22 protein-coding genes are annotated in these 26255 nt (G+C 69.8%); 13 read left to right on the top strand and 9 right to left on the bottom strand.

Going from position 1 to position 26255, the window contains the following annotated elements; all coding sequences use genetic code 11:
* Positions 1 to 21: 21 nt before the first annotated feature.
* Positions 22 to 684: an NAD(P)H-binding protein gene (locus tag JJB11_RS22480; RefSeq protein WP_201176829.1), complete on the bottom strand. Its 663-nt coding sequence runs from the start codon at positions 682 to 684 to the stop codon at positions 22 to 24.
* A 304-nt stretch (positions 685 to 988) separates the two neighbouring features.
* Entirely contained in the window at positions 989 to 2770 is a 1782-nt protein-coding gene (locus JJB11_RS22485) for a DEAD/DEAH box helicase (protein WP_201176831.1), read from the bottom strand.
* 325 nt (positions 2771 to 3095) lie between these two features.
* Here JJB11_RS22485 and JJB11_RS22490 point away from each other — a divergent pair, with 325 nt between their 5' ends.
* From JJB11_RS22490 to JJB11_RS22500, 3 genes are all read left to right on the top strand, one after another.
* Positions 3096 to 5348, top strand: coding sequence for a DUF1631 family protein (locus JJB11_RS22490; RefSeq protein ID WP_201176833.1), 2253 nt, complete (start codon positions 3096 to 3098; stop codon positions 5346 to 5348).
* A 117-nt stretch (positions 5349 to 5465) separates the two neighbouring features.
* Positions 5466 to 7133: an energy-dependent translational throttle protein EttA gene (gene ettA / locus JJB11_RS22495; protein ID WP_201176835.1), complete on the top strand. Its 1668-nt coding sequence runs from the start codon at positions 5466 to 5468 to the stop codon at positions 7131 to 7133.
* 29 nt (positions 7134 to 7162) lie between these two features.
* Positions 7163 to 9250, top strand: coding sequence for a DUF1631 family protein (locus JJB11_RS22500; RefSeq protein WP_201176837.1), 2088 nt, complete (start codon positions 7163 to 7165; stop codon positions 9248 to 9250).
* Here the strand turns inward: JJB11_RS22500 and JJB11_RS22505 are convergent.
* Both JJB11_RS22505 and JJB11_RS22510 read right to left on the bottom strand, forming a co-directional pair.
* The gene (locus tag JJB11_RS22505) at positions 9247 to 9579 is read right to left on the bottom strand and encodes a hypothetical protein (protein ID WP_201176846.1); all 333 of its coding nucleotides are present in this window, start codon (positions 9577 to 9579) and stop codon (positions 9247 to 9249) included. The genes JJB11_RS22500 and JJB11_RS22505 overlap by 4 nt on opposite strands.
* A 2-nt stretch (positions 9580 to 9581) precedes the next feature.
* A complete protein-coding gene (locus tag JJB11_RS22510; protein ID WP_201176848.1) occupies positions 9582 to 10091 on the bottom strand; it encodes an OsmC family protein in 510 nt (169 codons plus the stop codon).
* 240 nt (positions 10092 to 10331) lie between these two features.
* Here JJB11_RS22510 and JJB11_RS22515 point away from each other — a divergent pair, with 240 nt between their 5' ends.
* On the top strand, positions 10332 to 11186 hold the full coding sequence (locus JJB11_RS22515; RefSeq protein ID WP_201176849.1) for a hypothetical protein: 855 nt from the start codon (positions 10332 to 10334) through the stop codon (positions 11184 to 11186).
* 52 nt (positions 11187 to 11238) lie between these two features.
* Here JJB11_RS22515 and JJB11_RS22520 read toward each other — a convergent pair whose 3' ends face one another.
* Both JJB11_RS22520 and JJB11_RS22525 read right to left on the bottom strand, forming a co-directional pair.
* On the bottom strand, positions 11239 to 12591 hold the full coding sequence (locus JJB11_RS22520; protein WP_201176851.1) for a TAXI family TRAP transporter solute-binding subunit: 1353 nt from the start codon (positions 12589 to 12591) through the stop codon (positions 11239 to 11241).
* Entirely contained in the window at positions 12588 to 13565 is a 978-nt protein-coding gene (locus JJB11_RS22525) for a P1 family peptidase (RefSeq protein WP_201176853.1), read from the bottom strand. The genes JJB11_RS22520 and JJB11_RS22525 overlap by 4 nt, the downstream gene beginning before the upstream one ends.
* Before the next feature lie 47 nt (positions 13566 to 13612).
* On the opposite strand from JJB11_RS22525, the gene glgP reads away from it, so the two are divergent.
* The gene (gene glgP / locus JJB11_RS22530; RefSeq protein WP_201176855.1) at positions 13613 to 15301 is read left to right on the top strand and encodes an alpha-glucan family phosphorylase; all 1689 of its coding nucleotides are present in this window, start codon (positions 13613 to 13615) and stop codon (positions 15299 to 15301) included.
* A gap of 7 nt (positions 15302 to 15308) precedes the next feature.
* On the opposite strand, the gene JJB11_RS22535 is transcribed toward glgP, so the two are convergent.
* Positions 15309 to 15647 carry a four-helix bundle copper-binding protein gene (locus tag JJB11_RS22535; protein WP_201176857.1) on the bottom strand — a complete coding sequence of 113 codons (339 nt, stop codon included), beginning with the start codon at positions 15645 to 15647 and terminating at the stop codon, positions 15309 to 15311.
* Between the two features lie 285 nt (positions 15648 to 15932).
* Between JJB11_RS22535 and JJB11_RS22540 the strand changes: the two genes are divergently transcribed.
* From JJB11_RS22540 to JJB11_RS22555, 4 genes are all read left to right on the top strand, one after another.
* Complete coding sequence (locus JJB11_RS22540) at positions 15933 to 16223, top strand: hypothetical protein (protein WP_201176858.1); 291 nt, start codon at positions 15933 to 15935, stop codon at positions 16221 to 16223.
* Between the two features lie 343 nt (positions 16224 to 16566).
* A complete protein-coding gene (locus JJB11_RS22545) occupies positions 16567 to 18261 on the top strand; it encodes a long-chain fatty acid--CoA ligase (RefSeq protein ID WP_201176860.1) in 1695 nt (564 codons plus the stop codon).
* A 106-nt stretch (positions 18262 to 18367) separates the two neighbouring features.
* On the top strand, positions 18368 to 19882 hold the full coding sequence (locus JJB11_RS22550; protein ID WP_201176862.1) for a DUF7125 family protein: 1515 nt from the start codon (positions 18368 to 18370) through the stop codon (positions 19880 to 19882).
* Entirely contained in the window at positions 19879 to 21582 is a 1704-nt protein-coding gene (locus JJB11_RS22555) for a response regulator (protein WP_201176864.1), read from the top strand. Before JJB11_RS22550 ends, JJB11_RS22555 begins: the two co-directional genes overlap by 4 nt.
* Before the next feature lie 9 nt (positions 21583 to 21591).
* Here the strand turns inward: JJB11_RS22555 and JJB11_RS22560 are convergent, their stop codons facing one another.
* Entirely contained in the window at positions 21592 to 22059 is a 468-nt protein-coding gene (locus JJB11_RS22560) for a hypothetical protein (protein ID WP_201176865.1), read from the bottom strand.
* Positions 22060 to 22160: 101 nt separating this feature from the next.
* Between JJB11_RS22560 and JJB11_RS22565 the strand changes: the two genes are divergently transcribed.
* The 4 genes from JJB11_RS22565 (at position 22161) to JJB11_RS22580 (ending at position 25788) form a co-directional block, all read left to right on the top strand.
* The gene (locus JJB11_RS22565; protein ID WP_201176866.1) at positions 22161 to 23456 is read left to right on the top strand and encodes an SDR family oxidoreductase; all 1296 of its coding nucleotides are present in this window, start codon (positions 22161 to 22163) and stop codon (positions 23454 to 23456) included.
* Entirely contained in the window at positions 23456 to 23932 is a 477-nt protein-coding gene (locus JJB11_RS22570; RefSeq protein ID WP_201176867.1) for a DUF2269 family protein, read from the top strand. Before JJB11_RS22565 ends, JJB11_RS22570 begins: the two co-directional genes overlap by 1 nt.
* A 7-nt stretch (positions 23933 to 23939) precedes the next feature.
* On the top strand, positions 23940 to 24845 hold the full coding sequence (locus JJB11_RS22575; RefSeq protein WP_201176868.1) for an NAD(P)/FAD-dependent oxidoreductase: 906 nt from the start codon (positions 23940 to 23942) through the stop codon (positions 24843 to 24845).
* Between the two features lie 82 nt (positions 24846 to 24927).
* Positions 24928 to 25788: an ion transporter gene (locus JJB11_RS22580; RefSeq protein WP_201176869.1), complete on the top strand. Its 861-nt coding sequence runs from the start codon at positions 24928 to 24930 to the stop codon at positions 25786 to 25788.
* A 19-nt stretch (positions 25789 to 25807) separates the two neighbouring features.
* Here the strand turns inward: JJB11_RS22580 and JJB11_RS22585 are convergent, their stop codons facing one another.
* Positions 25808 to 26194, bottom strand: a complete 387-nt coding sequence (locus tag JJB11_RS22585) for a DUF488 domain-containing protein (protein WP_201176964.1) — start codon at positions 26192 to 26194, stop codon at positions 25808 to 25810.
* Positions 26195 to 26255: the final 61 nt, after the last annotated feature.

The raw sequence follows: 26255 nt of genomic DNA on the forward strand, positions 1-26255 counted from the left end.
GGCGGGCGCCGACGCGAGGCGCTACGCCTGCATCGCCCCGGACAGCACGATTTCCTTGCCGCGTGCCACCGGCACCCGGCGCAGCAGCGCGCGCGCCACGTCGCTGGCCTGCACCGAGCGGTAGTTCGCCGGGATCAGCGGCCGCAGCAGGCGCGTCACGCGCAGTGCGAGCTGCTCGCCACCGCGCTCGGGCTGGCCGAGCGCGCCGCGGTCGCCCGCGAGCATCGACGGCCGCGCGATGACCAGGCCTTCGTAGCCGAGCGCGTCCAGGTCCTGTTCGAGCTCGCCCTTCACCCGGCTGTAGAAGAGCGACGAGCGCGTATCCGCTCCCATCGCGCTCACCAGTCCCAGCCGCTTCGCGCCCGCTGCCAGCGCGGCTCGCGCGACGGCCAGGTTGGCGTCGTGGTCGACCGCGCGGAATGCGGCCTGGCTGCCGGCGACCTTGATGGTGGTGCCCAGCGCGAGGTACACCTCGTCGACCGGGGGCAGCGCCGGAAGCGCCGCGAAGTCGACGAGATGCAGGTGCAGCTTGGGGTGGGAAACGCCTGGCGCGCGACGCGCGAGGACGTGGACTGCCGCGACCGACGCATCGGCGAGCAGTCCCTCGAGAATGGCCCGGCCGACGAGCCCCGTGGCTCCCGCCAGCAGGGCGCTACGGTCCGGGGCAGGAGCAGGTCGGTCCATGCCGGCATGGTACGCCGGCCGGACCGCCTAGGAGCCTGGGCGGCAGAGAGACGGGCCTGCGTTGGACCGAGAAGGGGGTGGAGGCTAGGCGCGGAAACGGGTCCAGCCTGGCCGGCTGGACCCGTTTCCGCAACGACGCATACGCCCCCTTCTCGGTCCAACCCTGCGGGCCGGGGCTTGGAAGCGCGCCATGCGTCGTTGCAGCCTCCTTGTGTAGATGAACTACACGGCGTCGGCTGCGCCTAGCCTGACACGCTTCCAAGCCCCGGCGCAGGCCCGTCTCTCTGCCGCCCAGGCTCCTAGCTCAGCGGCCGTAGTTGCGCGTCGGGTTGCCGCCGCGACGGTTACCGCCGCCGCCACCACCGCCACCGCCGCCATGGCGACGGCCGGTGGCGCCCATGCTGTCGATGCTGGTGCGCGTCGGATCCGGCTGGCCGTTGGCATTGACCCGCTTCACGCCGGTCATGTCACGCCGCCCCGGCATGTTGGTGCGCAGCGGATCCACGTTGCGCGGCATCCGGTCGTCGCCGTCGTCGTCGAAGGCACGTTCGCGTCCGTCGTCGCGCGGCTGCTGCGGCGCGCGCGCCACCTGCGCCGGCTGGGCCGGCCGGTTGCTGCGCGGCGGCCGGCCGCCGCCATTGCCGTTGCGGGGCTGCTGGCCGTTGCCGTTGCCGTTGCGCGGCTGCTGCCCGTTGCCGTTGCGGACCTGCTGGCCACCGCCATTGCCGTTGCGCGCCTGCTGGCCGTTGCCGCTGCGGGCTTCGCCTTCGGGCTTGCGCTTGCCGGAGCCGCCGGACTTGTCCTTGTTCTCGCGGATGCGCTGCATCATCTCGCTGCGCGCCGCCTTGGCCGCGGCGTTCATCACCTCGCGCGACGGCGGGCGGCCCTTGCCGCCCCACAGGACCTGGCGGCCCATGGCGATGGGCTGGGCCTCTTCGCCGGGTTCGGGACCGAAGCCCTCGACCACGACGGTCGGGATGTCCTGCTTCGTGAAGCGCTCGATCTCCTGCATGAAGCCTTCCTCGTCCAGGCAGACCAGCGACACGGCCTGGCCTTCCTTGCCCGCGCGGCCGGTGCGGCCGATGCGGTGGACGTAGTCTTCCGGCACGTTGGGAATCTCGTAGTTCACCACGTGCGGCAGGTCGTCGATGTCGATGCCGCGGGCGGCGATGTCGGTGGCGACCAGCGCGCGGATGTCGCCGCTCTTGAAGCCGGCCAGCGCCTGCGTGCGGGCGGTCTGGCTCTTGTTGCCGTGCAGGGCCATCGCGGTGATGCCCTTCTTCTGAAGGTACTCGGCGACGCTGTTGGCGCCGAACTTGGTCCGCGTGAACACCAGGACCTGCGACCACTCGTGTTCCTGGATCACGTGGGCCAGCAGTTCCTTCTTGCGGCCGCGGCCGGCGGGATGCACGACTTGCGTGATGCGCTGCACGGTGGTGTTGCGCGGGGTGACCTGGATGCTCTGCGGATTCTTCAGCAGGGTATGGGCCAGGTCGCGGATCTCGTCGCTGAAGGTGGCCGAGAACAGCAGGCTCTGCTTCTCGCGCGGCACCAGCGCCAGGATCTTCTTCACGTCGGGCAGGAAGCCCATGTCCAGCATGCGATCCGCTTCGTCCAGCACGAGGATCTCGACGGTGGACAGGTCGACGTGGCCCTGCTGCTGCAGGTCCAGCAGGCGACCGGGCGTGGCGACGAGGATGTCGACACCGCGCTTCATGCGGTCGATCTGCGGGTTCATGCCCACGCCGCCGAAGATCACGGCGGAGGTGAGCGGCAGGTACTTGCCGTAGGTGCGGATGGACTCTTCCACCTGCGCGGCGAGTTCACGCGTGGGCGTGAGCACCAGGGCGGCGATGCCGTCCTTGCCGAACTTGTTGGTCTTGCTCTGGCCGTGGGTCAGCTTATGCAGCATGGGCAGCGTGAACGCCGCCGTCTTGCCGGTGCCGGTCTGGGCGCCGGCGAGGAGGTCATGGCCCTCGAGAACGGCCGGGATGGCCTGGGCCTGGATGGGGGTGGGAGTCTCGTAGCCTTGCTCGTGGACCGCCTTGAGGATGGCGGGGGCGAGTTTCAGTTCGTCAAAAGTCATGGATTGCTATTGGCGCCTACCGGGCGCTGGGGCATCGGCCGTTCCGGGCCACGCAGGCCGGATCCAGTCAAGGGCAGATGAGTTTCAGGAGGTTGGGAGCCGGCAGGCAGCGAGGCCCGCTTCGTCCCCAGCGAAACGCTGAGCTCGCAGGCAACTGGAGGCCGCGAGAGAAGCCATTGTCGCATGTTTGTCCGGATGCTGCCGGGCAAACCGCCTGTGTTGCACGGGCGCACCGGCTGTCGTGCGCAAAGTGTCACCTGTCCTGTCAAAAATGACCGGCCCGGGCCCGGCACCCATAATGGGCCGCAGTAGTTCATCCATATCCATGGCCAAGACGATGAAGCTGCGCCTGGGCGTTGCCGACGACCCCACGCAGCTGCAACCCTCCCTCAGCGACTGCCTTGCTGCCATCCTGCAGCAGGCGAACGGACTCATGGCCGAGGTGCTGCACGGCCTGGACACGGGCGCAGCGGGCACCGGCTCGCGGCGCATTGCCGCGTTCCAGCAGCCTGCCGTGCGCGGCACCATCCTCGCGCTGCGCGCCGGTCCGGCTGCCATCCAGGCCACGTTCGTGCAGGAACTCACCCGCCTGGTGTACGAAGGCGGCGGCAAGGACCAGACGGCGGCCGAAGTGCTGCGCTTCGACGACCTGCAGCTGTTCGCCGACGAACAGCTGGACCAGAGCATCGAGCTCGCGCGCGCGCAACAGGAAGTGGCGCTGGCCGTGGACGACTCGCTGCCGGCAGTGGATGCTCTGATCAGCACGATGCTGGGTTGGCGCACCATCCAGCCGGGCCTCAACCCGATCCGTCCGGACGTGTTCGTGCGCGCACTGCAGTTCGCACTGCAGGAGCACGTGCGCGACGCGCACGTGCGCGAAGCCCTCATCACGCCGGCGGCCGGGCTGCTGGGCGTGAACCTGCGCCGGCTCTATCGCGAAGTGACGGATTGGCTGCGCTCCACCGGCATCGAACCCGCGGTGCCCCTGGGCGGCCGCGTGGACAAGACCACAGGCGCCAGCGGCAAACCCGTGAGCGACGCGGCAGCCAAGACCTTGCTGACGCTGGACCGGCTGCGCAAGCTGCTCACCGGCGACTTCGACACGCCGCGCAAGGCCGAATTCCTGCACACCGTGCCGGCCTCGATGGCGATGCTGCAGTACCTGAAGAAGACCGACGAACTGGTCAAGCGCCTGGAGCAGCGGCCCAGGGTGGAGACCGTGGCCGCGCCCGCGCAGCCGGTGGACATGCTGGCCGACGTGGGCCAGCCCGCCCCGGCGCCGGCGCGCATCGGCGAGCAGCTCGGCCAGGAAGTGGTGCAGATGATGTTCGAGCACCTGCTCGAAGACCGGCGGCTGCTGCCGGCGCTCAAGCGCGAGCTCAAGACCATGGAGCCGGCGGTGCACCGGCTGGCCAAGGCGGATTCGCGCTTCTTCAGCGACCGTACGCACCCCGGGCGCCAGGTGCTCGATCGCATCACCCAACGCAGCCTGGCGTTCACGTCCGAAGAGGATCCGGGCTGGCCCCGCTTCATCGCGACCGTGCAGGAAGCGAGCCGGTGGCTGGAAAGCAAGGTCATCGATGCGGACACGTTCGCGGAACTGCAGCACAGCCTGCAGGAGCAGTGGAAGGAGCAGGACCAGGGCGGCAAGCACAAGCGCGAGGAGGCCGCCAAGGCGCTGCTGCACGCGGAACAGCGCAACCTGCTGGCGCAGAAGCTGGCCGCCGAGTTCGTGCAACTCGTGGAGGACATCGACGTCGCCGACTTCGTGCGCGATTTCCTGCGCAATGCGTGGGCGCAGGTGGTGGCCGACGCCCAACTCAGTTGCGAAGACGGCTCCTCGGACCCGTTCGGCTATCGCGCGCTGGTGGACGACCTGATCTGGAGCGTGCAGAAGACCTCGGCCCAGCGCGGACGCGCGCGGCGCCTGGTGCAGATGATCCCGGGCCTGCTGCAGCGCATGCGCGAAGGCCTGCAGCGCATCGGCTATCCGTCCGAACTGACGCAGCGCTTCTTCGACCACCTGATCACCCTGCACAAGGCGGCGGTGCAGGAAGGGCGCGACCCCGAGGTCCAGAAGGCGGCCGACGCGGCCTGGAACGAAGAGTCCGGTTTCAGCGACAGCGCCGTGGAGATGTGGCTGGACGGCGTCGAGGTGCAGGAGTCCGGCTACGTGGACTTCCAGGGCCTGGAGACCGACACCGAGCACGTCGCCTCCGTCGAGGCCGCGCAGCAGGAGGCGCAGGCACGGCAGCAGGAGGAAGCCCAGCGCAGCAGCGAAGAGGATGCGCCGGGCGAGATCACGCTGGGCGCGGGCCGGCCCGAAGACCTGCGCGTGGGCACCTGGGTGGAGATCCGCATCAAGGCGGAATGGGTGCGCGCGCAGCTCACCTGGTGCAGCCCGCATGCGACGCTGTTCATGTTCACCTCCGCCGGCGGCACGGCGCACTCGATGTCGCGCCGCACGCTGGACCGCCTGCGCAGCACGGACCACCTGCGCGTGGTCGCCGACCGCCCGGTGGTCGAAGAGGCCCTGGACCAGGTCGCGCAGGCGGCGCTGAAGAACAGTTTGAAGTAGAGGGGCCAGGGGCTGGGGGCCAGGGGCCAGGTTCGCTGTCTTCGACGCTCCCTAACCCCTAGACCCTGGCTCCTGGCCCCTAACTGGGATAATGCTCGGTTTCCCCGGCAGGACACCATGGCCCAGTACGTCTACACGATGAATCGTGTCAGCAAGATCGTGCCGCCCAAGCGGCAGATCTTGAAGGACATCTCCCTCAGCTTCTTTCCCGGCGCCAAGATCGGCGTCCTCGGCCTGAACGGCTCCGGCAAGTCCACCCTCCTGAAGATCATGGCGGGCATCGACAAGGAGATCGAGGGCGAGGCCATGGCGATGCCCGGCCTCAGGATAGGCTACCTGCCGCAGGAGCCGCAGCTCGACCCCGAGCAGACCGTGCGCGAAGCGGTGGAAGGCGGCATGGGCGAGGTGATGCAGGCGAAGGCGCGGCTGGAGGAGATCTACGCCGCCTACGCGGAGCCCGACGCCGATTTCGACAAGCTCTCCGAGGAACAGCAGAAGCTGGAAGCGGTCATCGCGGCGTCCGGCGCGGGCGGCGACACCGAGCACCAGCTCGAGATCGCGGCCGACGCGCTGCGCCTGCCGCCCTGGGACGCGGTGATCAAGAACCTCTCCGGCGGCGAGAAGCGCCGCGTGGCCTTGTGCCGCCTGCTGCTGTCCAAGCCGGACATGCTGCTGCTGGACGAACCCACCAACCACCTGGACGCCGAATCGGTGGAATGGCTGGAGCAGTTCCTCGCGCGCTTCCCCGGCACGGTGGTCGGCATCACCCACGATCGCTACTTCCTGGACAACGCCGCCGAATGGATCCTGGAGCTGGATCGCGGCCGCGGCATCCCCTACAAGGGCAACTACTCCACCTGGCTGGAGCAGAAGGAAGCGCGCCTGGAGACCGAGCAGCGCACCGAGGACGCCCGCACCAAGGCGATGAAGAAGGAACTGGAGTGGGCGCGCTCCAACCCCAAGGGCCGGCAGGCCAAGAGCAAGGCGCGCCTGGCGCGCTTCGAGGAACTGTCCGACTACGAGTACCAGAAGCGCAACGAGACCAACGAGATCTTCATCCCCGTGGGCGAGCGCCTGGGCCATGAAGTCATCGAGTTCGTCAACGTCTCCAAGTCCTTCGGCGACCGCGTGCTGATCGACAACCTGAGCTTCAAGGTGCCCGCGGGCGCCATCGTCGGCATCATCGGCCCCAACGGCGCCGGCAAGTCGACTCTGTTCAAGATGATCGCCGGCAAGGAGAAGCCGGACTCGGGCGAGGTGAAGATCGGCAAGACGGTGCACATGGCCTTCGTCGACCAGCACCGCGACGAACTGGCCAACGACAAGACCGTGTGGGAGGACGTCTCCGGCGGCCTCGACATCATCACCATCGGCAAGTTCCAGATGGCCAGTCGCGCGTATTGCGGCCGCTTCAACTTCAACGGCGGCGACCAGCAGAAGAAGGTCGGCATGCTCTCCGGCGGCGAGCGCGGGCGCCTGCACCTGGCCAAGACGCTGCTGCAGGGAGGCAACGTGCTGCTGCTGGACGAACCGTCCAACGACCTCGACGTGGAAACGTTGCGCGCGCTGGAAGACGCGTTGCTGGAGTTCGCCGGCAGCGTGATGGTGATCAGCCACGACCGCTGGTTCCTGGACCGGATCGCGACCCACATCCTGGCCGCGGAGGACGAAGGCAAGTGGGTGTTCTTCGACGGCAACTACCAGGAATACGAGGCCGACAAGCGCAAGCGCCTCGGCGAAGAAGGTGCAAGACCGCACCGGGTGCGCTATAAAGCCCTGAAGTAAGCGAGCTCACAGAGGAGGGGCCTGCCGCGATGGCTGGTGCCACGCAACAACCCCGGTACCACGCGCTCTATCGCGCCTGCATCAAGGACGCCGCCCTCGCTGGGGGCGAGTTGATGCGGGCCGCGCTTGCGCGGGCGCTTCAGGAGCTGCCGGACCGGGCGGCGGCCATGCCGGACGTCGTGGACCGCAACCTGCTGCTCGAGGCGGTGAATGTGTTGCGCGAACAACAGGCTGCCCTAGGCGCCGGTTTTCCGCAGGCCCTGCTCACCGAGTTCGCGCAGGCGATCGCGGGCGATCGCGTCGCCTCCCTCAGCTTCGACACGCTGCCGCTGCTCGGCGACGAGCAGGTGCAGGAGAACGCGGACCTGGTGCACGCCGGGCAGGAGCTCGAACAGGCGGTGCGTCCGCAACTGGCCGAACTCGAACGCGTGCTGCTGGCGGCGCAGCTCACGCCCGAGGGCGGCCAGCAGCGCCATCCCTTGCGGCCGGAGGTGTATGCGCGCGCCATGCATCGCCTCGCGCGCGTGAGCCCGGTCTCGCCGGCCGTGCGACGCCGCTGGCTGCGCTACCTGCCGCCCCTGATGGCGCCCGAACTGGCGCAGGCGCTGCATGGCACGGCGCAGCGGCTGCAGGCCGAACTGGCCGACCACATCGAGCTGCCTGCGGTGCACCCGCAGGACGAGATGGACGAGGCCACCCAGCTCACCATCCGCGCGCTGCGCAAGCTGCTCTCCGGCGCGCCCGGCGATGCCGCGGACGAAGGCGTGATCGTCTTCTCGGACACCGGCGACAGCGACTTCTCGCACACGGTGCCGGCTGCGCTGGAGATGGTGCAGGACATGCGCAAGGTCGACCAGCTGCTGCTGCAGCTGCGCCAGCGCCAGGCCGCGATGCCGGGCCGCGAACGCGACAGCCTCGCCGCATTCCGCCGGGCGCTGCGCCACGAGGCGCGGCGGCCGGCGCAGGCGCTGGGGCTCGAAGTCGTGCACCTGATGATCGACAACCTCGCCGAGGAGCCGCGGCTGCTGCCGGCGGTGCGCAACGTCGTGCGCGACCTGGAGCCGCCGCTGCTGCGCCTGGCGCTGGTCGATCCCCGCTTCTTCAGCGACCGCTCGCATCCGGCGCGCCGGCTGCTGGAGCAAATCACGCAGCGCAGCCTCGCGTGGTCCTCGCCGCAGGAGCCGGGCTTCTCCACCTTCATGGACGGCCTGCAGCAGGCGACCGAAGCCCTGCTCGACGCAGGCGGCACCGGGCCCGAGACCTTCGAGATCGCGTTGTCGGCGCTACAGGAGGCCTGGGACGAGGCCCAGCCGCGCGGCCGCCGCAACCGCGAGCGCGCCGTGCGCGCGTTGATGCGCGCAGAGCAGCGCAACCTGCTCGCCGGCCGCATCGCGCAGCAGATCCTGGAGCGTCCCGACGCGGCGCAGGCTCCGCGCGAGGCGCTGGCCTTCCTCACCGGGCCGTGGACGCAGGTGATGGCGCAGGCGCGCCTGGCCGACATGGCGGGCGAAGAGGACCCGGGGGGCGGCTGGTGGGTGGTGCAGAGCGTGCTGTGGAGTGTGCAGCCTGCGCTGGCCGCGCGCGTCGCGGGCCAGCATCGCACCCTCGTGGCACGCATCGACGCGGGCTTGCAGAGCATCGACCACCTGCCGGCGGATACCGACCGCTGGCAGAACCTGCTGTCGGCCTTGCGCGACCTGGCCCTCGCCTCGGGCGCCGGCACGCCGGCGCGCAGCCGCGAGGCGGAGACTGCGCCGGAGACGACCAACACCTGGCTGGCTCCGCTCGAGATGCACGAGTCGGGCTTCATCCCGGATTCCGCGATGACGCCGGAAACGAGTGCGCCGGAGGCCGATGCGCTGGGCTCGCAGGAGCTGGAGGTCGGCGCGTTCGTGGACCTGATGGCGGATGGCTGGGAACGCTGGCAGCTCACGTGGGCCAGCCCGCACGGCCTGCTGTTCATGTTCACGCATGCCAGCGGTGCGGCGCGCTCGATGACGCGGCGCAAGTTGAACAGCATGCTCGCGCAGGGCACGCTGCGCCTGGTGTCGGCGCATCCCGTGGTCGACGGCGCACTCGATGCGGTGGCGCGCGCGGCCTGGCGCAACACCGCCTAGGCCTGCCACACGCCGTAGCCCCGCTCGCGCAGGGCGATGCCCAGTTCCACTTCCATGTCGCAGGCGGCGCGGTACGGCATCGGGTTGTAGACGGCGTACAGGTCGGGCCGCAGGCGCACGCCGTAATCGTGCACGTAGTTGTTGGACTGGATGCCGGCCTTGTGGCGGTCGAAGCGCACGTCCGGGTCGAGGCCCGTCATGCCGACGTACACGAAGGGCATGCCGAGGCGGTAGTCGGGATTGCAGCGGCGAAAGCGCGCGTTGTTCCACACGCGGTCGTCGAGTTCGACGACATACACGTGGTAGTGGTGGCGCGGTGCGCGCGGCATTCTCAGGCGCGGCGCCAGGCGCCTTCGATGCGCACCTCGCCGCGCAGCGAATGGGCGATCGCGCAGTGCGCGTGCGCTTCGTGGTGCAGCGAGGCGATCGTCGCATCGTCCACGGCCGCCGTGCCTGACACGCGCACGTCGGGCCGCAGGATCACTTCCGTGATGCCCTCGAGCCCGTCGGGGAAGCGGCCCATGCGCGCCTGCGCCGCATCGCGGTAGCTGTCGACCACGATGCCGCGCTGCGCCGCGAGCGAGAGGAACCACAGCATGTGGCAGCTCGAAGTGGCGGCCACCAGCGCTTCCTCGGGGTCCACTGCGGTGGGATCGGACAGGGGCACGCGCACCGACAGCGGCGAGCTCGAGCCGGGCACGACCGCGCCGCCATCGAAGAGCCACTGGTGCGCGCGCGCGTACTGGTTGTCGGTGAACGGCGCGTCGCCGCGGGTCCATTCCACGGTACAGCCATAGGTGTGCGGGGACTTCGCGGTACGCGCAATGGAAGAGGCAGTCATGCCGAATTTATACGTGGATACAAGTCGAGGTACAAGGCAATGGCGTGCTGCGGAGGTGGCTGCGGGAGCCCCTGTGCAAATTCACGCGCAGAGCTACTTTCGGCGGTGAAGCGCATGAGTTTTTCACGTCTGACAAGCTCGTAGGACAGAACGCTGTAACAGCCCGAACTTTCACCGACACAGGCCGTCAGTCACCACTTGTTCGCAACTCTGGCAGGGACTTCAGGAATGAAAGAGCGCGTGGCCTCGCAACACACCTCCGTTCACTACGTCGTGATGCTGGCCGGCCTCGTGGCCGTGGGCCTGACTGGTTCCATGGGCACCGCCCCCGCGCCCGTGTCGGACACGCTGGCTCAGCGTGCGCCCGCGCCGTCGCCGGTGGTTGCGCCCGCGCCCCAGCCCGCTGTCATCGCGCTGGCGCCGGCGCCCGCGGCGGCCGCCGTGTCCCCCTTCAAGATGGCCACGAACGGCTATTACGACCAGCTGCGCAGCAAGCTGCACTGGATGCCCGTGCGCCTGGGCGACAGCATCCTCGAGACGCCCGATCCCAAGTCGCGGCTGCTGCTGGTCGAGTCGGCCGCGCAGCGTGCGGGGCTGGCGCAGGTCGGCCTGAGCTATCGCGACGTGTACGGCATCATCAATGCCGAGACCTCGTGGATTCCGCGCATGGGCGCGAGCAAGGATGGCACGCCCAACCTCGGCATCGCGCAGTTCGAGCCCGCGACCGCGCGCGCCGTGGGCCTCACCGACCCGACCGATCCCGTGCAGGCCGTGCACGCGCTCGCGCTGCACCTGAAGGACGCGGCGATCTGGAGCGCCAAGCGCATCGAGAACCTCAAGCTCACGCCGGAAGAGCGTGCGCGCAAGCTGCGCGAGGGCGTGTCCATCTACTACAACCTCTCCAGCAAGGGCCGCAGCGTCTGGAACGGCCTCAACACCGCCAAGCTGCCGATCGAGACGCAACGGCACATCGCGAACGCGCGCATCGGTGCGCGGGAGGCTGCGGAGCTCGAGGAGCAACTGCAGGCCGTGCGTGCGCGCGTCGGCGCCCCCGGCATGCTGACCGCGTCCTTCCAGAAGAACAACGGCGGTTAAAGCGCGCGCCGTTCACCGATGACGCCGGCCGGCCTGCGCCCGCCGGCGCTTTTCATGGCGACGGAAAGACCGCAGCGGTTGCGCCCGCGGCCTTGCGTCGCACCGCATCGATGTTGTTGCGCAGCGCGTAGAGCTCGTCGGCGTACGAGAGCGGCACGCTGATGCGGCCCACGCGCTCGTCGAGCACCTCGAGCTCGCGCGCGATTTCCCTGCCTTCCTCCGGCCGGGCGCCCAGCCGGTTCTCGAGGTCGCGCAACTGCCCGTACCAGCGGAACACGCGCGAGCGGATGCGGAACTGGTACAGCGGCGGCACGATGCGCGACAGCGGCAGCAGCACGGCCAGGATGATGCCCAGCACGAGCCACATGCGTTCCACGAGGTTGGCGAGCCAGAACGGCAGCCAGCGTTGCAGGAAGGGCTGGCCCGCGCGGATGGTCCGCTCCGCTTCCCGCGAGACCGGGTACTCGCTGTGTTCGATGTTCGGAAAGCTGCCGGCGCGGTTGAACCAGCCGGCGGGGCTGTGCAGGTCGTGCGCAGCCTGCGTGAACAGCTGCAGCAGCGCGGGATGCGTGCCCTCGCGCGCGAGCAGGCCGGTGGTGGTGGCGACGAGGTGCACATCCTGCGGCGGCAGGTCGCGCGCGAGGTCCACGATGCCGCGCGGCAGCAGCACGGGCGTGAGGAAGGGCAGGCGCCGCGAGTACGCCTCGCTCTGGCTGAAGTCCATCAGCCGCACGCCGGGCGTCTGCAGCAGCATCTGCACCATCAGCGATTCGGGCGCCGACGCGAACACCAGCACGTCGAGGTCGCCATTGAGGAAGGCCACCGTCGCGGCGGTCTGGTCCTGCCGCGAGATCTTCAGCTTCGCGAGGTCCAGGCTGTTCGCCTCCAGCAGGCGGCGCATGATGCCCGGCGAACCGCTGCCCCGCGCGCCGATGTCCACGCGCAGGTCCTGCAGTTGCGTGAGGGAGGTGAGCGTGCCGTTCGGCAAGTCCCTGGCCGCAGCCTCGCGGTAGAAGATCCACACCGGCTCCACGAACAGGCTGCCCAGCGACACGATGCCGCTGCTTTCGTTCGCGGCAGGGTCGCCGCTGCCGCCCTGCACGAAGGCGACGTCCGCCTTGCCTTCCTTCAGCAGGCGCAGGTTGGCGCGCGAGCCCTCGCTGGGCACCAGCACCACCTGGATGCCGTAGCGCTTCAATGCCTGCTGGTAGCGCTTGCCGAATTCGTCGTAGGCGCTCTGCGCCGGACCCGTGGCCAGCGTGACCTTCTTCGGCGGGTTCGGGTCCAGCCACCAGTACGCCGCCGCGAGCAGCACGAGGGCGAGCAGGGCGATGGGGCCGGCGGAGATGAGCAGGTCGCGCAGCGACAGCAAGGTGTGGTGCAGGACCTTCACGGGCTTCTTCATGGAATGTCGGCCGCTGCGGGCAGGAACTGCTCGCCCACGCGCACGGTTCGCGCGGCACGCACGGCGCGCAGCACGGCTTGCGTGCACGCCTCGGCCGCCATCGCGCCGAGCGTCATCATGCCGAGGCTGCGGCGGCTCGCGCCGGTGGCCAGCGCGAACAAGGCGTCCCCGTCGGAGAGCGTGTGCAGCGGCCGGATGCAGCGCGCGAGCCCGTCGTGCCCCTGCGTCGCGAGCCGGCCCGCCTGCACTTTCGACAGCTGCGCGTCGGTAGCGATCACGCCGATGGTGGTGTTGCTGCCCGCGAGGATGGGCCGCGGTTCGTCGCCGCGCAGCAAGGCCTCCTGCGCATCGAGCAGCGCCAGCCCGTCGGCGCTGCGCGCGCCCGCCAGCACGCGCCCGGTGGCCGGGTCGAACACATCGCCGAGCGCATTGCATGCGACGATCGCACCGACGGTCACCCCGTCGACCGTCACGGACGCCGACCCGATGCCGCCCTTCATTCCTCGCGCATATCCGAAGATCTTGCCGACCGCAGCCCCCGCGCCCGCGCCCACGTTGCCCTCGGCGGGCGCGTGGGCCGTTGCTGCCTCGCACGCGGCATAGCCCGCCTGCGCGTCGGGCCGGATGCGCGCGTCGCCCAGGGGCAGGTCGAACAGCACGGCGGCCGGCACGATGGGGACGGTCGCCGGGCCGACGGCCAGGCCGATGCCGCGCTCATCGAGCCAGCGCATCACGCCGCCGGCCGCGTCCAGCCCGAAGGCGCTGCCCCCGGACAGCAGCACGGCGTGCACGCAGTCCACCACGTTGTGCGGCGCCAGCAGGTCCGTCTCGCGCGTGCCCGGCGCGGCGCCGCGCACGTCCACGGCGCCCACCGCGCCGGCGCGCGCCAGCACCACGGTGCAGCCGGTCGGCCGGCGGCCATCGGTGCAGTGGCCCACCTCGATGCCGGCCACGTCGCAGATGGATGAGGTCATGCGGGGATTATGTGCGCCGCTGCCTCATGCACACTATGCTTTGGGCCATGGAGACGCCCAACCTGTCACGTCCGCGCATCGCCTACTTCTCGATGGAGATCGCGCTGGAAGACGGCATCCCGACGTACAGCGGTGGCCTCGGCGTGCTGGCCGGCGACCTGCTGCGCAGCGCCTCCGACCTGGGCGTTCCCATGGTGGGCGTGACGCTGGCGAGCCGGCAAGGCTACTTCCGGCAGGAGATCGACGGCGGCGAGCAGGTCGAACGGCCGCAGCCCTGGGACCCGGCCGCGAAGGCCCGTCGGCTTCCCTGCAAGGTCTCCATCCGCATCGCGGGCCGCGAGGTGTGGGTCGGCGCGTGGCAGTACGACGTGCAGACGCTGTGCCGGCAGTTCCAGCCCGTGCCGGTGATCCTGCTGGATACCGACCTGCCGGAGAACGGTCCGGCGGACCGCCGGCTCACCGACTGGCTGTACGGCGGCGACGACAGCTATCGGCTGGAGCAGGAGATCGTGCTGGGCATCGGCGGCTTGCGCATGCTCGATGCGCTCGGGATGCACATCGTGAAGTTCCACCTCAACGAAGGCCACTCCGCCTTCCTCACGCTGGACCTGCTGCGCGAGCAGGCCGCCGCGGCCGGCGTGTCCGGCCTGCACGAAGCGATCGCGGCGGTGCGCCGGCGCTGCGTGTTCACCACGCACACGCCGGTGGAGGCCGGCCACGACCAGTTCCCGCATGCGGTGGTCGAGGAGATGACCTCCGGGATGGTCGACCAGGAGGTGTTGCGCACGGTGTGCCCGGATGCGCGCTTCAACATGACGCGGCTGGCGCTGTCGCTCTCGGGCTGGGTCAACGGCGTCGCCGACCGGCACGCGCAGACTTCGCGCTCGCTCTTTCCCGGCTACGAGGTGCATGCCATCACCAACGGCGTGCATGCGCTGACGTGGACCGCGCCGGCGATGCAGGCGGTGTTCGACCGCCACATTCCCCAGTGGTGCCACGAGCCCGAGTTGCTGGTGCGCGCCCTGCGCATCCCGGACGCGGAAGTGACCGCAGCGCATGCGCGCGCCAAGCAGGACCTGATGCTGTCGCTCGCGGGCGTCGAGGGCGCGCAGCGCCTCGACCCCCAGCGCTTCACGATCGGCTTCGCGCGCCGGATGACCGACTACAAGCGGCCCGGCCTGCTGTTCACCGATCTCGCGAGGCTGCGCGCGATCGCGGACCGCTTTCCCTTCCAGGTCATCGTCGGCGGCAAGGCGCATCCGCGCGACGAGGACGGCAAGCGCCACATCGCGAGCCTCCACGCGTGGGCCCGCGAACTGGCGGGGCAGGTCACCGTGGTGTTCGTGCCGGACTACGCCATGGCCGCGGCGCGCCGCATGGTCGCCGGGGTCGACCTCTGGCTCAACACGCCGCTGCCGCCGATGGAGGCCTCCGGCACCAGCGGCATGAAGGCCGCCCTCAACGGCGTTCCCAGCCTGAGCGTGCTGGATGGCTGGTGGATCGAAGGCTGCGACGAGGGCGTGACGGGCTGGGCCATCGGCGAGGACGGCGAGCGCGAGGCGCCGCACCACGCGGAGGCGCTCTACGACAAGCTGGAACGGGTGGTGCTGCCCAAGTTCAGGCAGGACCACGGCGCCTGGGCCGCCATCATGAAGTCCGCCATCGCGCGCAACGGCTCGTACTTCAACAGCCACCGCATGCTGCGGCGCTACGTCTCCGAGGCTTACTGGAACTGAGCGCCGGTCACTGCGCCAGGGGGCGGCAGGCCTCGGCGCAGCGCCTGCACGCCTCCGCGCACTGCTGGCAGTGGTCCATGTCGTGCTTGCCGCACTCCTCGGCGCAAGCCTGGCAGATCTCCGCGCAGGTGCGGCACACGGAAGGCACGAAGTCGCTGCCGCCGGCCATGAAGGAGATGGCCAGCTGGCAGACCTGCGCGCAGTCGGTGTCGAGCGCGATGCAGCGGACCATGTCCTGCACGTGCGGCTCCTGCAGGCACGAGGCCGCGCAGTGGTTGCACGCCACCACGCACGCGTGGCAGGCCGCGATGCACTCCTTGAAGTCCTCGTATTTCTCGCGTGACATGCATTCCTCCATGGGTGTGGCCCAGTCTAGGCAGGGGCGCTCCCGGCCGAGCGCGGCCGTGCAAACCCTTACAGGCCCGGGGTAGCGGGGGCATGGCGTGCACCGTGCTCCGGTCGGCGTACGATGCCCCCCGACCAGGCACCAGCAGTCCGGCGCCGGGCGCCCGAAGGACCCGTCCTACGCGGCGGCTCCCGTTCTTCCGACAGCAGCCCATCGCTGGGCTTCCTACAGTGCAAGCTTCCGCCGGCCCGGTCCGGCTTCCCACGATCGCGAGAGAGGAACAGCATGAACGCCGAGACGTCGACCCAGAACCCCTTCCCCACCAGCGCCGAGAGCTCCGGGACCAATGGCAGCGCCGCCCTCAATGGCGATGCCACGCGCGTGCGCAAGATCGCCCAGACGCTGCACGAGGCGGTCGATACGCTCGAGCAGAAGATCGGCTCCAGCAGCGAGCGCGTGATGGGCATGCAGGAGGAATACGGCAACATGGCGCGCGACCAGGTGCGCGCCAATCCGCTCGCCGCGCTGGGCGTCGCCTTCGCCGCGGGCTTCATCATCGCGCGCATCCTGCGCTGATCCGAGGCGTGGGCCGCAGCCGCGGCCCGATCGAGCGGCCGCCTTTGGGCGGCCGCTTTCCGTGGCGCGCGAAGTCCGGACTTCCAAGGCGGACAACCGGACGCAGAGGACGCAAAAGAACAGCCAAGGACGCAAAAGGAATTCCTTTTCGAGGGAAGTCTTTTTGCGTCCTCTGCGTAACCTTTGCGTCCTCTGCGTTCCCTTGTCCGCTTTCCGCTTCCGCCTTCCAGGGGGCCAACGCGGGTGACGGCCGCGTCGCCTGGGTGACGCCCGTGGGGGCTTCCCCGCATGGGATACAGCGACGGCATCGCGTATGTTGCGGCGTTGCCCGATCGCTCATCCCATGGACCGTCCGCACTACAAGTTCTGGCCCAAGCGCCTGCCCCATGCCCTGACCCCGCCTGCCACGTCGCTGTGGGACAACCTGGAGATCAGCGCGCGCCGCTATCCGCACAAGCCGGCGATCGTCTTCTTCGGGCGTACCACCTCGTATGCCGAACTGCAGGAGCAGGCCGAGCGGCTGGCGGCGCGCCTGTTCGCGCTGGGCGTGCGCAAGGGCGATCGCGTGCTGCTGGACATGCAGAACTGTCCGCAGCTCGTGATCGCGCACTTCGCGATCCTGCGCGCCAACGCGGTGGTCGTGCCGGTGAACCCGATGAACCGGGCCGAGGAGCTGAAGCACTACATCACCGACCCCGACGCGAAGGTCGCGATCACGACCGGTGACCTCGCCGGCGAGATCGCGAAAGCCGATGCGCAGCTCGCGCCGGCCGATCGCCTCGCGCACCTGATCGTCACCCAGTTCACCGACGCCTTCGACCCCGACGCACCCGACACCGGGCCCATCCCTGCCGCGTGGCGCGACTGGCTGCTGCCGCGGCATGCGCTGCCGCCGCTAGCCTCCGGCGAAACGATGGCGTGGGCCGTGGCGATCGACAACGCCTTGCCGCTGCCGCCGCTGGAAGTCGGGCCCGAGGACCTGGCGGCGCTGCCTTACACGAGCGGCACCACGGGGCTGCCCAAGGGCTGCATGCACCCGCACCGTTCGCTGATGCACAACGCCGTGGCCGGCAACGTGTGGGGCAACGGCACGCCGGAGACCGTGACGCTCGCGGTCGTGCCCATGTTCCACATCACCGGCATGGTGAGCATGATGCATTCCAGCATCTACACCGCCGCTACGCTGGTCATGATGCCCCGCTGGGACCGCGACGTGGCCGGCTGGCTGATCTCGAACTGGAAGGTGACTTCGTGGACCAACATTCCCACGATGGTGATCGACCTGCTGGCGAGTCCCAGCTTCGCGAGCTTCGACCTCTCCAGTCTCGTGCACATCGGCGGCGGCGGGGCCGCCATGCCGCAGGCGGTCGCGCAGCGCCTGTACGAGCACTACGGCCTGAACTACATCGAGGGCTACGGCCTCACCGAGACGGCCGCGCCTTCGCACAGCAACCCGCCGGACGCACCCAAGCAGCAGTGCCTGGGCATTCCCTTCATGAGTTGCGATGCGCGCGTGATCGACCCCGACACGCTGCTGGAAGTGCCCTCCGGCCAGCAGGGCGAGATCATCGTGCACGGGCCGATGGTGTTCAACGGCTACTGGAAGCGACCCGAGGCGACGGCGGCGGCCTTCATCGAGTTCGAGGGCCGGCGCTTCTTCCGCACCGGCGACCTGGGCCGCACGGACGAGGACGGGTACTTCTTCATTACCGATCGCCTGAAGCGGATGATCAACGCGTCGGGCTTCAAGGTGTGGCCGGCGGAGGTGGAGGCGCTGATGTTCCGGCATCCCGCCATCCAGGAGGCCTGCGTGATCGCGGCGCACGACGCGTACCGGGGCGAGACGGTGAAGGCAGTGGTGGTGCTGCGCCCGCAGTTCAGGGGCCAGGTGCGCGAGGAGGACATCATCGCCTGGTGCCGCGAGAACATGGCGGTGTACAAGGTCCCGCGCATCGTGCAGTTCGCCGAGGCGCTCCCCAAGAGCGGCAGCGGCAAGGTGATGTGGCGGACCCTGCAGGAGGCCGAACCCCGCGCGTGAAACCAGCGTGCGTCGGACCAGGATGTCGGACGACGCCTACACGGATGCTGTCGCGTAGCGCGTAGTATTGCGCGGCTTCGCTGCCTCGCGGCGTGGTCGCACCTGCATGCAACGTACTACCTCCACAGCAAAGATTCCTGAACAGGCGCGCGCTTCCACGGGCATCGCCGGCCTCGACGTCATCCTGGGCGGTGGCCTGCCCGCCCAGCACGTCTACCTGATCGAAGGCGATCCGGGTTCGGGCAAGACCACGCTCGGCCTGCAGTTCCTGCGCCAGGGCGTGAAGGAGAACGAGCGCGGCCTCTACGTCACCTTGTCGGAAACGGCGGCGGAATTGCGCACGGTGGCGTCGTCGCACGGCTGGACGCTGGATGGCATCGAGCTGTTCGAGCTGGTGAGCAGCGAGGGCCTGAGTCCCGAGCTCGAACAGTCGATCCTGCATCCGTCGCAGGTCGAACTCGGCGAAACCGTGCGCGGCGTGATTTCCGCAGTGGAACGGCTGCGCCCGCAGCGCGTCGTCTTCGACAGCCTCTCGGAAATGCGCCTGCTCGCGCAGGATCCGCTGCGCTATCGCCGCCAGGTGCTGGCGCTGAAGAAGTTCTTCGCCGACCAGGGCTGCACCGTCCTGCTGCTGGACGACCGCTCCAGCCGCGACACCGACCAGCAGTTGCACAGCATCGCGCACGGGGTGATCAGCCTCGAGCAGGCGGTGGACCAGTACGGCCCGGAGCGCCGGCGCCTGCGGGTGTTCAAGATGCGCGGCATCAAGTTTCGCGGTGGCGAGCACGACTTCGTGCTGGACACGGGCGGACTCTCCGTCTTCCCCCGCCTGGTGGCGGCGGAACACCGCATCACGGCCGATCACAAGATCGTGAGCAGCGGCGTGACCATGCTGGATGCGCTCATGGGCGGCGGCCTGCCTTGCGGCAGCAACACCCTGTTCAGCGGACCTTCGGGCGTCGGCAAGACCACGACCGCGATGGCCTGCGCGCTCGCCGCATTGAAGCGCGGCTCCCGCGCGGTCTACTACCTGTTCGACGAGGGGCTGGCCACCTTGTTGATCCGCGGCAAGGCGCTCGGCATGGACCTCGAGCCCTACCTGGTGAGCGGCCAGCTGCGCGTCGTGCCGCTCGACCCGGCCGAAGTCTCGGCGGGCGAGTTCGCGCACATGGTGCGCCATGCGGTGGAGGACGACGGTGCGGGCCTGGTGGTGATCGACAGCCTCAATGCCTACCTGCAGGCGATGCCTGGCAGCAAGTACCTGATGCTGCAGATGCACGAGCTGCTCACCTACCTCAATCATCGCAACATCGTGACGATCCTGATCCTCGGCCAGCACGGGGTGCTGGGCGAGATCGAGTCCGACGTGGACATGAGCTACCTGGCCGACGCCATCCTGCTGTTCCGCTACTTCGAAGCGCGCGGCCGCCTGCTGAAGGCCGTGTCGATGGTGAAGAGCCGCACCAACCGGCACGAACAGACCATCCGCGAGTTCCGGATGGGCCCCGGCGGGCTGGAAGTCGGGCAGGAGCTGACCGACTTCGAAGGCGTGATCGCCGGCGTGACTGCGTACCGCGGGGACCTGCCCTTGCTGGGCGACCGCCAGGCGGGCCGGACATGAACGAACAGCGGGTGCTGGTGCACGCACCCCGCGGCCGCGACGCATCCGTCGTGGAGACCGTGCTGGCACGCCAGGGCATCGTGACCAAGGTCTGCGCCAGCGAGGACGATCTCATCGCGTCGCTGGCCGAAGGCGCGGCGGCCGTGATCCTCACCGAGGAGGCGTTGCCGCAACTGCTGGCCGACCAGCGCCTCGCGACCTGGCTGACCAGCCAGCCGCCCTGGTCCGACTTTCCCTTCGTGGTGCTCGCGACCAAGCGCGAGGGCCGGCGCGCCGAGAACGATTTCCGCTCGCTGCACAGCCTGGGCAACCTGGTGCTGCTGGAGCGGCCGCTCAATGCGGAGACGCTCGCGAGTGCGGCCGATTCCGCGGTGCGCGCCCGCCGCCGGCAATACGCCGCGCGCGAGCACCTCGAGGAGCTGAAGCGCACGCGCATCGAGCTGGAACGGCTCAATCGCGAGCTGGAAGACCGGATCCTCACGCGGACCCGGGAGCTCTCGAGCGCCAACGACCGCCTGATGAAGGAGATCGCCGAACGCGAGCGCGCCCAGGCCGCGCTCACGCAGGTGCAGAAGATGGAGGCGATCGGCCGGCTCACCGGCGGCATCGCGCACGACTTCAACAACCTCCTGCACGTGGTGAACATGAACCTCGAGCTGGTCTCCCTCTACGCGAAGGAGGAGAAGGTCCGGCCCGTGGTCGACCGCGCGAAGAGCGCCGCGCGCCGCGGCGCCCGGCTCACCAACCAGTTGCTCTCGTTCGCGCGCAGCCAGTCGCTGCTGCCCAAGCTCACGCGCGTCAACCAGTTGATCAACGGCATGAAGGACCTGCTGGAGATCTCGGTCGGCTCCGGCATCGAGGTGGAGTTCGACCTGTGCGAGGAAGACGCCTCGGTGGTGCTGGACCCCAGCCAGCTGGAGATGGCGATCCTGAACCTCGCGGTGAACTCGCGCGATGCCATGCCCGAGGGCGGCAAGCTGAAGATCACGACCGGCACGCGTTTCCTCGACGCCGACCGCGATTTGCCGGAGGGCGACTACGTGCTGGTGAGCGTCACCGACTCCGGCACCGGCATCCCGGCGAACGTGCTGCCCAAGGTGTTCGATCCCTTCTTCACGACCAAGCCGGTCGGCCGCGGCACGGGCCTGGGCCTGAGCCAGGTCTATGGTTTCGCGCGCCAGTCCAGCGGCATCGCCCGCATCCGCAGCGCGGAGGGGCAGGGCACGACGGTGGAAATGTTCTTTCCGGAGGCCGACGCGGAAGCCGACGAGGAAATCGCCGTGCGCCAGCAGCCCGCGATTCCGGCGCTGGCGGGCGCCTGCCACATCCTCGTCGTCGAGGACGACCCCGACGTGCGCCGCGTGATCGTGGAGTGCCTGAGCCTGATCGGCTACAAGGTCACCGAGGCCGCCAACGGCAGCGAGGCCCTGACGCAGCTCGAAGCCGGCAAGCCGGACCTGCTGGTGGTCGACTATGCGATGCCGGACATGACCGGAGCCGAAGTGATCTCCGAGGCGCGCAAGCGGGTCGGCGACATCCCCGTGATCATGGCGACCGGCTATGCCGACATGGCGGCGGTGGAGCGCCTGGCCGGCCGCCCGCGCATCCTGCGCAAGCCCTTCGACATCGCGCAACTGGGCGACGCGGTCAGCAGCGTGCTCGATGCGGCGCGCGAAGAGGCGGAAGCGCGCAGCGTCTGAGCACGCCGCTCAGCGCTTCGGCTTCATCAGCAGGCTGCCGGCCATCAGGCCCAGCGCGAAGAAGGCGTATACCGCCGTCATTTCCGGCTTGGCCAGGCGGTGCTCGAATCCCGGCGTGAGCCGCTTCGGGGTCAGCTCGTAGTCGACGAAACAGGCGATCGAGCTGGCCGCGACGGCGCCGAGCGCCGCGCCGACGGGCTTCTTCGCTTCCGGCCGCGTGCCCCACGCCTTCGCGTGCAGCACGGCCCAGAACAGCGAGGCAAGGTGGTGCGTGAGGTAGCCGGTGGCCGTGTACACGACGCTGGGCCGGTCCTGCCCGAAGGAACGATCGCCCATGACCCAGTGGCTCACCGCATTGATCGGCGCGGCCGCATGGCCTCGACGCCAGCCCGCGGCGGCGAGATAGGCGGCGGAGAAGAGCGAAGCCAGGCTGCCGGAGACCAGCCCTTCGCGGAACGCTTGTTTCCAGGTGCTCATGCTTGGCAGTGTAGGCAAGCGGCAGCCCGCCGTGGGCCCACGCTTGCAAGAGGTAACCGCCTGCGCTCGCGGGACAAGGGCGCTGGCTAGACTGGCAGGCCATGCGGATCCTGCTCACCGGCGCCAGCGGTTTCATCGGCCGTGCTGTCGCGCAAGCGCTGCGCGAGCGCGGGCACGCGGTCGTGCCCGTGCTGCGCCATCCGGGCGCCGCTGCGCAGGACGCCGTGCAGGCGGACTTCGCGGGCGTGCCGCGCCGCGGCTGGTGGCTGGAGCAGCTCGCGGGCATCGACGCCGTGGTGAATGCGGTGGGCATCCTGCGCGAGCAGGGCGGCCAGACCTTTCGCGCCCTGCACAGCGACGCGCCGATCGAGCTCTTCCAGGCGTGTGCCGCCGCGGGCGTGCACACCGTCGTGCAGGTCTCGGCCCTAGGCGCGGACGCGCAGGCGCGCTCCGCCTATCACCGCAGCAAGAAGGCCGCCGACGACGTGCTGCGCTCCTTGCCGCTCGCGGGCGCGGTCGTCCAGCCGTCGCTCGTGTACGGGCCCGGCGGCAGCAGCGCAGCGCTGTTCAACCAGCTGGCGGTCGCGCCGGTGCTGCCCTTCCCGCAAGGCGGCCGCATGCTGGTGCAGCCGGTGCACATCGCCGACGTCGTGCAGGGCATCGTGCGGCTGGTCGAGGAGCCGCCGCTCTCCGTGGCGACGCTGGCCTTCGCCGGTGCGCAGCCGATCGCGCTGCGCGACTACCTGGGCGAATTGCGCGAGGCGCTCGGCGAGCCGCACCGGCAATGGGTGATCGCGCTGCCGGAGTCCTGGTTCCGCACGGCCGCGGCGCTCGCGGCGCACGTGCCGGGCAGCATGCTCGATGCCGAGACGGCGGACATGCTGCTCGCCGGCAATGCCACCCAGGCGAACGCCTTGCCGGACCTGTTGGGCCGACCGCCGAGGCCGCCGCGCGAGTTCATCCCGCCCGAGCAGCGTGAGCTGCAACGGCGCGCCGCCGTGCTGGACCTGTGGCAGCCGGTGCTGCGGGCAGCGCTCGCCTTGCTCTGGATCTGGACCGCGCTCGTCTCCTTCGGCCTGTATCCGGTAGCGGACAGCCGCGCGCTGCTCGCGCGCGTGGGCCTGCACGGCGCGCTCGCAAGCATCGCGCTGTATGGCGCGGCGGCGCTGGATCTCATGCTGGGCGTGCTCACGCTCGCCGCGCCCGCGGGCTGGCGCCGCGCCGTGTGGCTCGCGCAGGCGGCCTTGATCGCCGGCTACACGGTGCTCATCACGCTGTTCCTGCCCGGGTACTGGCTGCACCCCTATGGTCCGATCAGCAAGAACCTGCCGCTGCTGGCCCTGATCGGCCTGCTGTGGACGCTGGAGCCACCCGCCGCCCGCGGAGGAAAGCGCTGATGGAGTACGTGCTCCTCAAGTGGGTCCACATCCTCTCGGCGACCATCCTGTTCGGCGCCGGGGTGGGCTCGGCGTTCCACCTGTTCGCAGCCAGCCTGCGCCGGCGCGTCGGCGGCGTTGCGAGCAGCGCGCGCAACGTGGTGCTCGCCGACTGGATGCTCACCACACCGAGCGCGATCCTGCAGCCCGTCACGGGCGTCGCGCTCGTGCACAAGCTGGGCCTGTCCTTCGCCACGCCGTGGGTGGCCTGGTCGATGGGTCTCTACGCCGTCGCCATCGCCTGCTGGCTGCCCGTCGTCGTGATGCAGATCCGCATGCAGAAGCTGGCCGAGGCCGCGGAGCTTCGCGGCGCCTCGTTGCCTGCGGCGTACGACCGGCTGTTCCATCGCTGGACCGCGCTCGGCATCGCGGCCTTCCTCGCCTTCGTCCTCATCTTCTGGCTGATGGTGGCGAAGAACCTGCCCTGGAGCGCCTGAGATCGACATGCAGCATGAAGCGGAACTCCTCGACTGCCTGATCGTCGGCGGCGGCGCCGCCGGCCTCACGAGCGCGGTCTACCTGGGGCGCTACAAGCGCAAGGCCTTGATCCTGGATGCGGGCGGCAGCCGGCTGCAGAGGATCCCGCGCACGCGCAACGTGCCCGGCTTTCCCGAAGGCGTCGAAGGCCCCGAGCTGCTCGCGCGGATGCGCGAACACGCAGCGCGCTATGGCGTCGCCACCGAGCGCGTCACGGTTCAGCGCATCGAGCGGCTGCCGGACGGGACGTTCCGCGCCGAGGCGGAGGCGCGCAGCTGGCGCGCGCGCTTCGTCATCCTCGCCACCGGGGCGTGCGATGTGGAGCCGGAGATCGAAGGCATCCAGGCGGCGACCCGGGCCGGGCAGGTGCGCTACTGCCCCGTGTGCGACGGCTACGAGACGCAAGGCCAGCGTGTCGCCGTGCTGGGGCGCGCCGGCCATGGCGTGCGCGAATCGCTGTTCGTCGCGAACTTCGGCAACCAGGTCACCTGGCTGGCCATGGCCACGCAGCACGAAGTGCCACTCACGGAGCTGGCGCAGCTGCGTGACGCGGGCGTGCGCATCGCCGAGAGCCCGCCGCACCGGATCGAGTGCGGCGTCGACGGCGTGGGCGTGCGGGTGGAACTGCAGAACGGGCAGGTGCTCGCGTTCGACACGCTGTATCCCGCGCTGGGGCTGCACCACGCCTGCGAACTGGCGACGGCCCTGGGCGCGCAGGCGGCGGACAACGGCCAGCTGCGGGTGGACGCGCACCAGCAGACCAGCGTGGACGGCCTCTATGTCGCCGGCGACGTGGCCGTGGACCTGAACCAGATCGCAGTCGCCGCCGGCCATGCGGCGATCGCCGCCACCGCGATCCACAACCGGCTCTGAGCCGCCGGGCCGCTCCCAAGGCGAATCCCGCAGCGTGCAGCGCGGCGGGTCGTCCAGCGCGCCGCCGGGCTACCATCCGGCCATGTTGCCCGGCACCGAAGCGCGATTCGGCCGGCCCGCCCCGGGCCCGCGCCTGCGCCTGTACCAGGTCGTCTTCGAATCGGAGACGCCGGCCGGGCGCGCCTTCGACAAGGTGCTGGTGCTCGCCATCCTCCTGAGCGTCGCGGTGGTCATCGCCGACAGCGTTCCCTCCATCCGGCAGCCCCACGAGCGCGCGCTCGACGTGATGGAGTGGCTCTTCACGCTGCTCTTCTCGCTGGAATACCTCGCGCGGCTCACGAGCGTGCAGCGGCCGCTGCGCTATGCCACCAGCTTCTTCGGACTGGTGGACCTGTTGTCGATCCTGCCGACCTACCTCGCCTTCGTGCTGCCCGAAGCGCAGGCCCTGATCGACGTGCGCGTGCTGCGGCTGCTGCGCATCTTCCGGATCTTCAAGCTTACCGACTACCTGGTGGAGTACCAGATGCTGGCGGAGGCGCTGGCGGCGAGCCGCCGCAAGATCCTCGTCTTCCTCTCCGCCGTGATGATGGTGGTGCTGATCCTGGGCACGCTGCTGTACGTGGTGGAAGGCCCGGAGCACGGCTTCACCGACATCCCCACCTCCGTCTACTGGGCGATCACGACCATCACGACCGTCGGCTTCGGCGACATCACGCCGAAGACCGACCTCGGGCGCTTCATCGCCTCGGTGATCATGCTGATCGGCTGGGGCACGCTGGCCGTGCCCACGGGCATCGTCACCGCGGAGATGACGGTGCGCCGCCAGCAACCGTCCTTGCTGGTGCGGACCTGCGGCCAGTGCGGCGAGCCCGCGGCCACGGACCGATCGCGCTATTGCCACGTCTGCGGCGCCGTGCTGCCGCCGCCGCCAGCCTCGTCCTGAAGCCGCGAGTGCCCGACGCTCAGGCGATCTCCGCGCCGCGCGCGGCCAGCAAGGCGCGCAGCACGGAGCGATGGCAGCGCTCCTCGTCCTCGCAGTAGCAACCCACCGCGAACGAGGTCTGGTGCGACAGCGCGGCCAGTGTGTCGAGCACGTGCGCTGCCTGCGGCTGCTTCATCTCGGCTTCGTACCGGCGCTTGAACGCCGCCCACTCGCTGTCGCTCTGCGCGGCGCGGCCCTGCGCCATGAGCTCCGCGCTGGGCGCGAGGTTGGGCAGCCAGACGTCGTAGAAGTCGCGTTGCGCGAACTCCTCCTTGGGCACGCCCCGCGGCGGCCGGCGCACAGTGCCCAGGCGCAGCCCTTCGCCCGCTGCGCGTGGGGAGCCGAGGCGGATGATGCGGATGGTCATGCGCGCAGCGTAGCAGCCCGTGGTCGCGCTGCGGAAGAGGGCGCGCCCCAGGCGCGTGGGG

Source organism: Ramlibacter ginsenosidimutans, from assembly GCF_016654015.1.
GTDB classification, from domain to species: Bacteria; Pseudomonadota; Gammaproteobacteria; order Burkholderiales; family Burkholderiaceae_C; genus Ramlibacter; species Ramlibacter ginsenosidimutans.

Coding starts and splice junctions, on each gene's coding strand:
- JJB11_RS22565 (WP_201176866.1), top strand. CDS start 22,161: ATGCGGATCCTGCTCACCGGCGCCAGCGGTTTCATCGGCCGTGCTGTC.
- JJB11_RS22520 (WP_201176851.1), bottom strand. CDS start 12,591: ATGAAGAAGCCCGTGAAGGTCCTGCACCACACCTTGCTGTCGCTGCGC.
- JJB11_RS22510 (WP_201176848.1), bottom strand. CDS start 10,091: ATGACTGCCTCTTCCATTGCGCGTACCGCGAAGTCCCCGCACACCTAT.
- JJB11_RS22580 (WP_201176869.1), top strand. CDS start 24,928: ATGTTGCCCGGCACCGAAGCGCGATTCGGCCGGCCCGCCCCGGGCCCG.
- JJB11_RS22500 (WP_201176837.1), top strand. CDS start 7,163: ATGGCTGGTGCCACGCAACAACCCCGGTACCACGCGCTCTATCGCGCC.
- JJB11_RS22480 (WP_201176829.1), bottom strand. CDS start 684: ATGGACCGACCTGCTCCTGCCCCGGACCGTAGCGCCCTGCTGGCGGGA.
- JJB11_RS22545 (WP_201176860.1), top strand. CDS start 16,567: ATGGACCGTCCGCACTACAAGTTCTGGCCCAAGCGCCTGCCCCATGCC.
- JJB11_RS22490 (WP_201176833.1), top strand. CDS start 3,096: ATGGCCAAGACGATGAAGCTGCGCCTGGGCGTTGCCGACGACCCCACG.
- JJB11_RS22525 (WP_201176853.1), bottom strand. CDS start 13,565: ATGACCTCATCCATCTGCGACGTGGCCGGCATCGAGGTGGGCCACTGC.
- JJB11_RS22485 (WP_201176831.1), bottom strand. CDS start 2,770: ATGACTTTTGACGAACTGAAACTCGCCCCCGCCATCCTCAAGGCGGTC.
- JJB11_RS22540 (WP_201176858.1), top strand. CDS start 15,933: ATGAACGCCGAGACGTCGACCCAGAACCCCTTCCCCACCAGCGCCGAG.
- JJB11_RS22575 (WP_201176868.1), top strand. CDS start 23,940: ATGCAGCATGAAGCGGAACTCCTCGACTGCCTGATCGTCGGCGGCGGC.
- JJB11_RS22560 (WP_201176865.1), bottom strand. CDS start 22,059: ATGAGCACCTGGAAACAAGCGTTCCGCGAAGGGCTGGTCTCCGGCAGC.
- JJB11_RS22570 (WP_201176867.1), top strand. CDS start 23,456: ATGGAGTACGTGCTCCTCAAGTGGGTCCACATCCTCTCGGCGACCATC.
- JJB11_RS22555 (WP_201176864.1), top strand. CDS start 19,879: ATGAACGAACAGCGGGTGCTGGTGCACGCACCCCGCGGCCGCGACGCA.
- JJB11_RS22505 (WP_201176846.1), bottom strand. CDS start 9,579: ATGCCGCGCGCACCGCGCCACCACTACCACGTGTATGTCGTCGAACTC.
- JJB11_RS22585 (WP_201176964.1), bottom strand. CDS start 26,194: ATGACCATCCGCATCATCCGCCTCGGCTCCCCACGCGCAGCGGGCGAA.
- JJB11_RS22550 (WP_201176862.1), top strand. CDS start 18,368: ATGCAACGTACTACCTCCACAGCAAAGATTCCTGAACAGGCGCGCGCT.
- glgP (WP_201176855.1), top strand. CDS start 13,613: ATGGAGACGCCCAACCTGTCACGTCCGCGCATCGCCTACTTCTCGATG.
- JJB11_RS22535 (WP_201176857.1), bottom strand. CDS start 15,647: ATGTCACGCGAGAAATACGAGGACTTCAAGGAGTGCATCGCGGCCTGC.
- ettA (WP_201176835.1), top strand. CDS start 5,466: ATGGCCCAGTACGTCTACACGATGAATCGTGTCAGCAAGATCGTGCCG.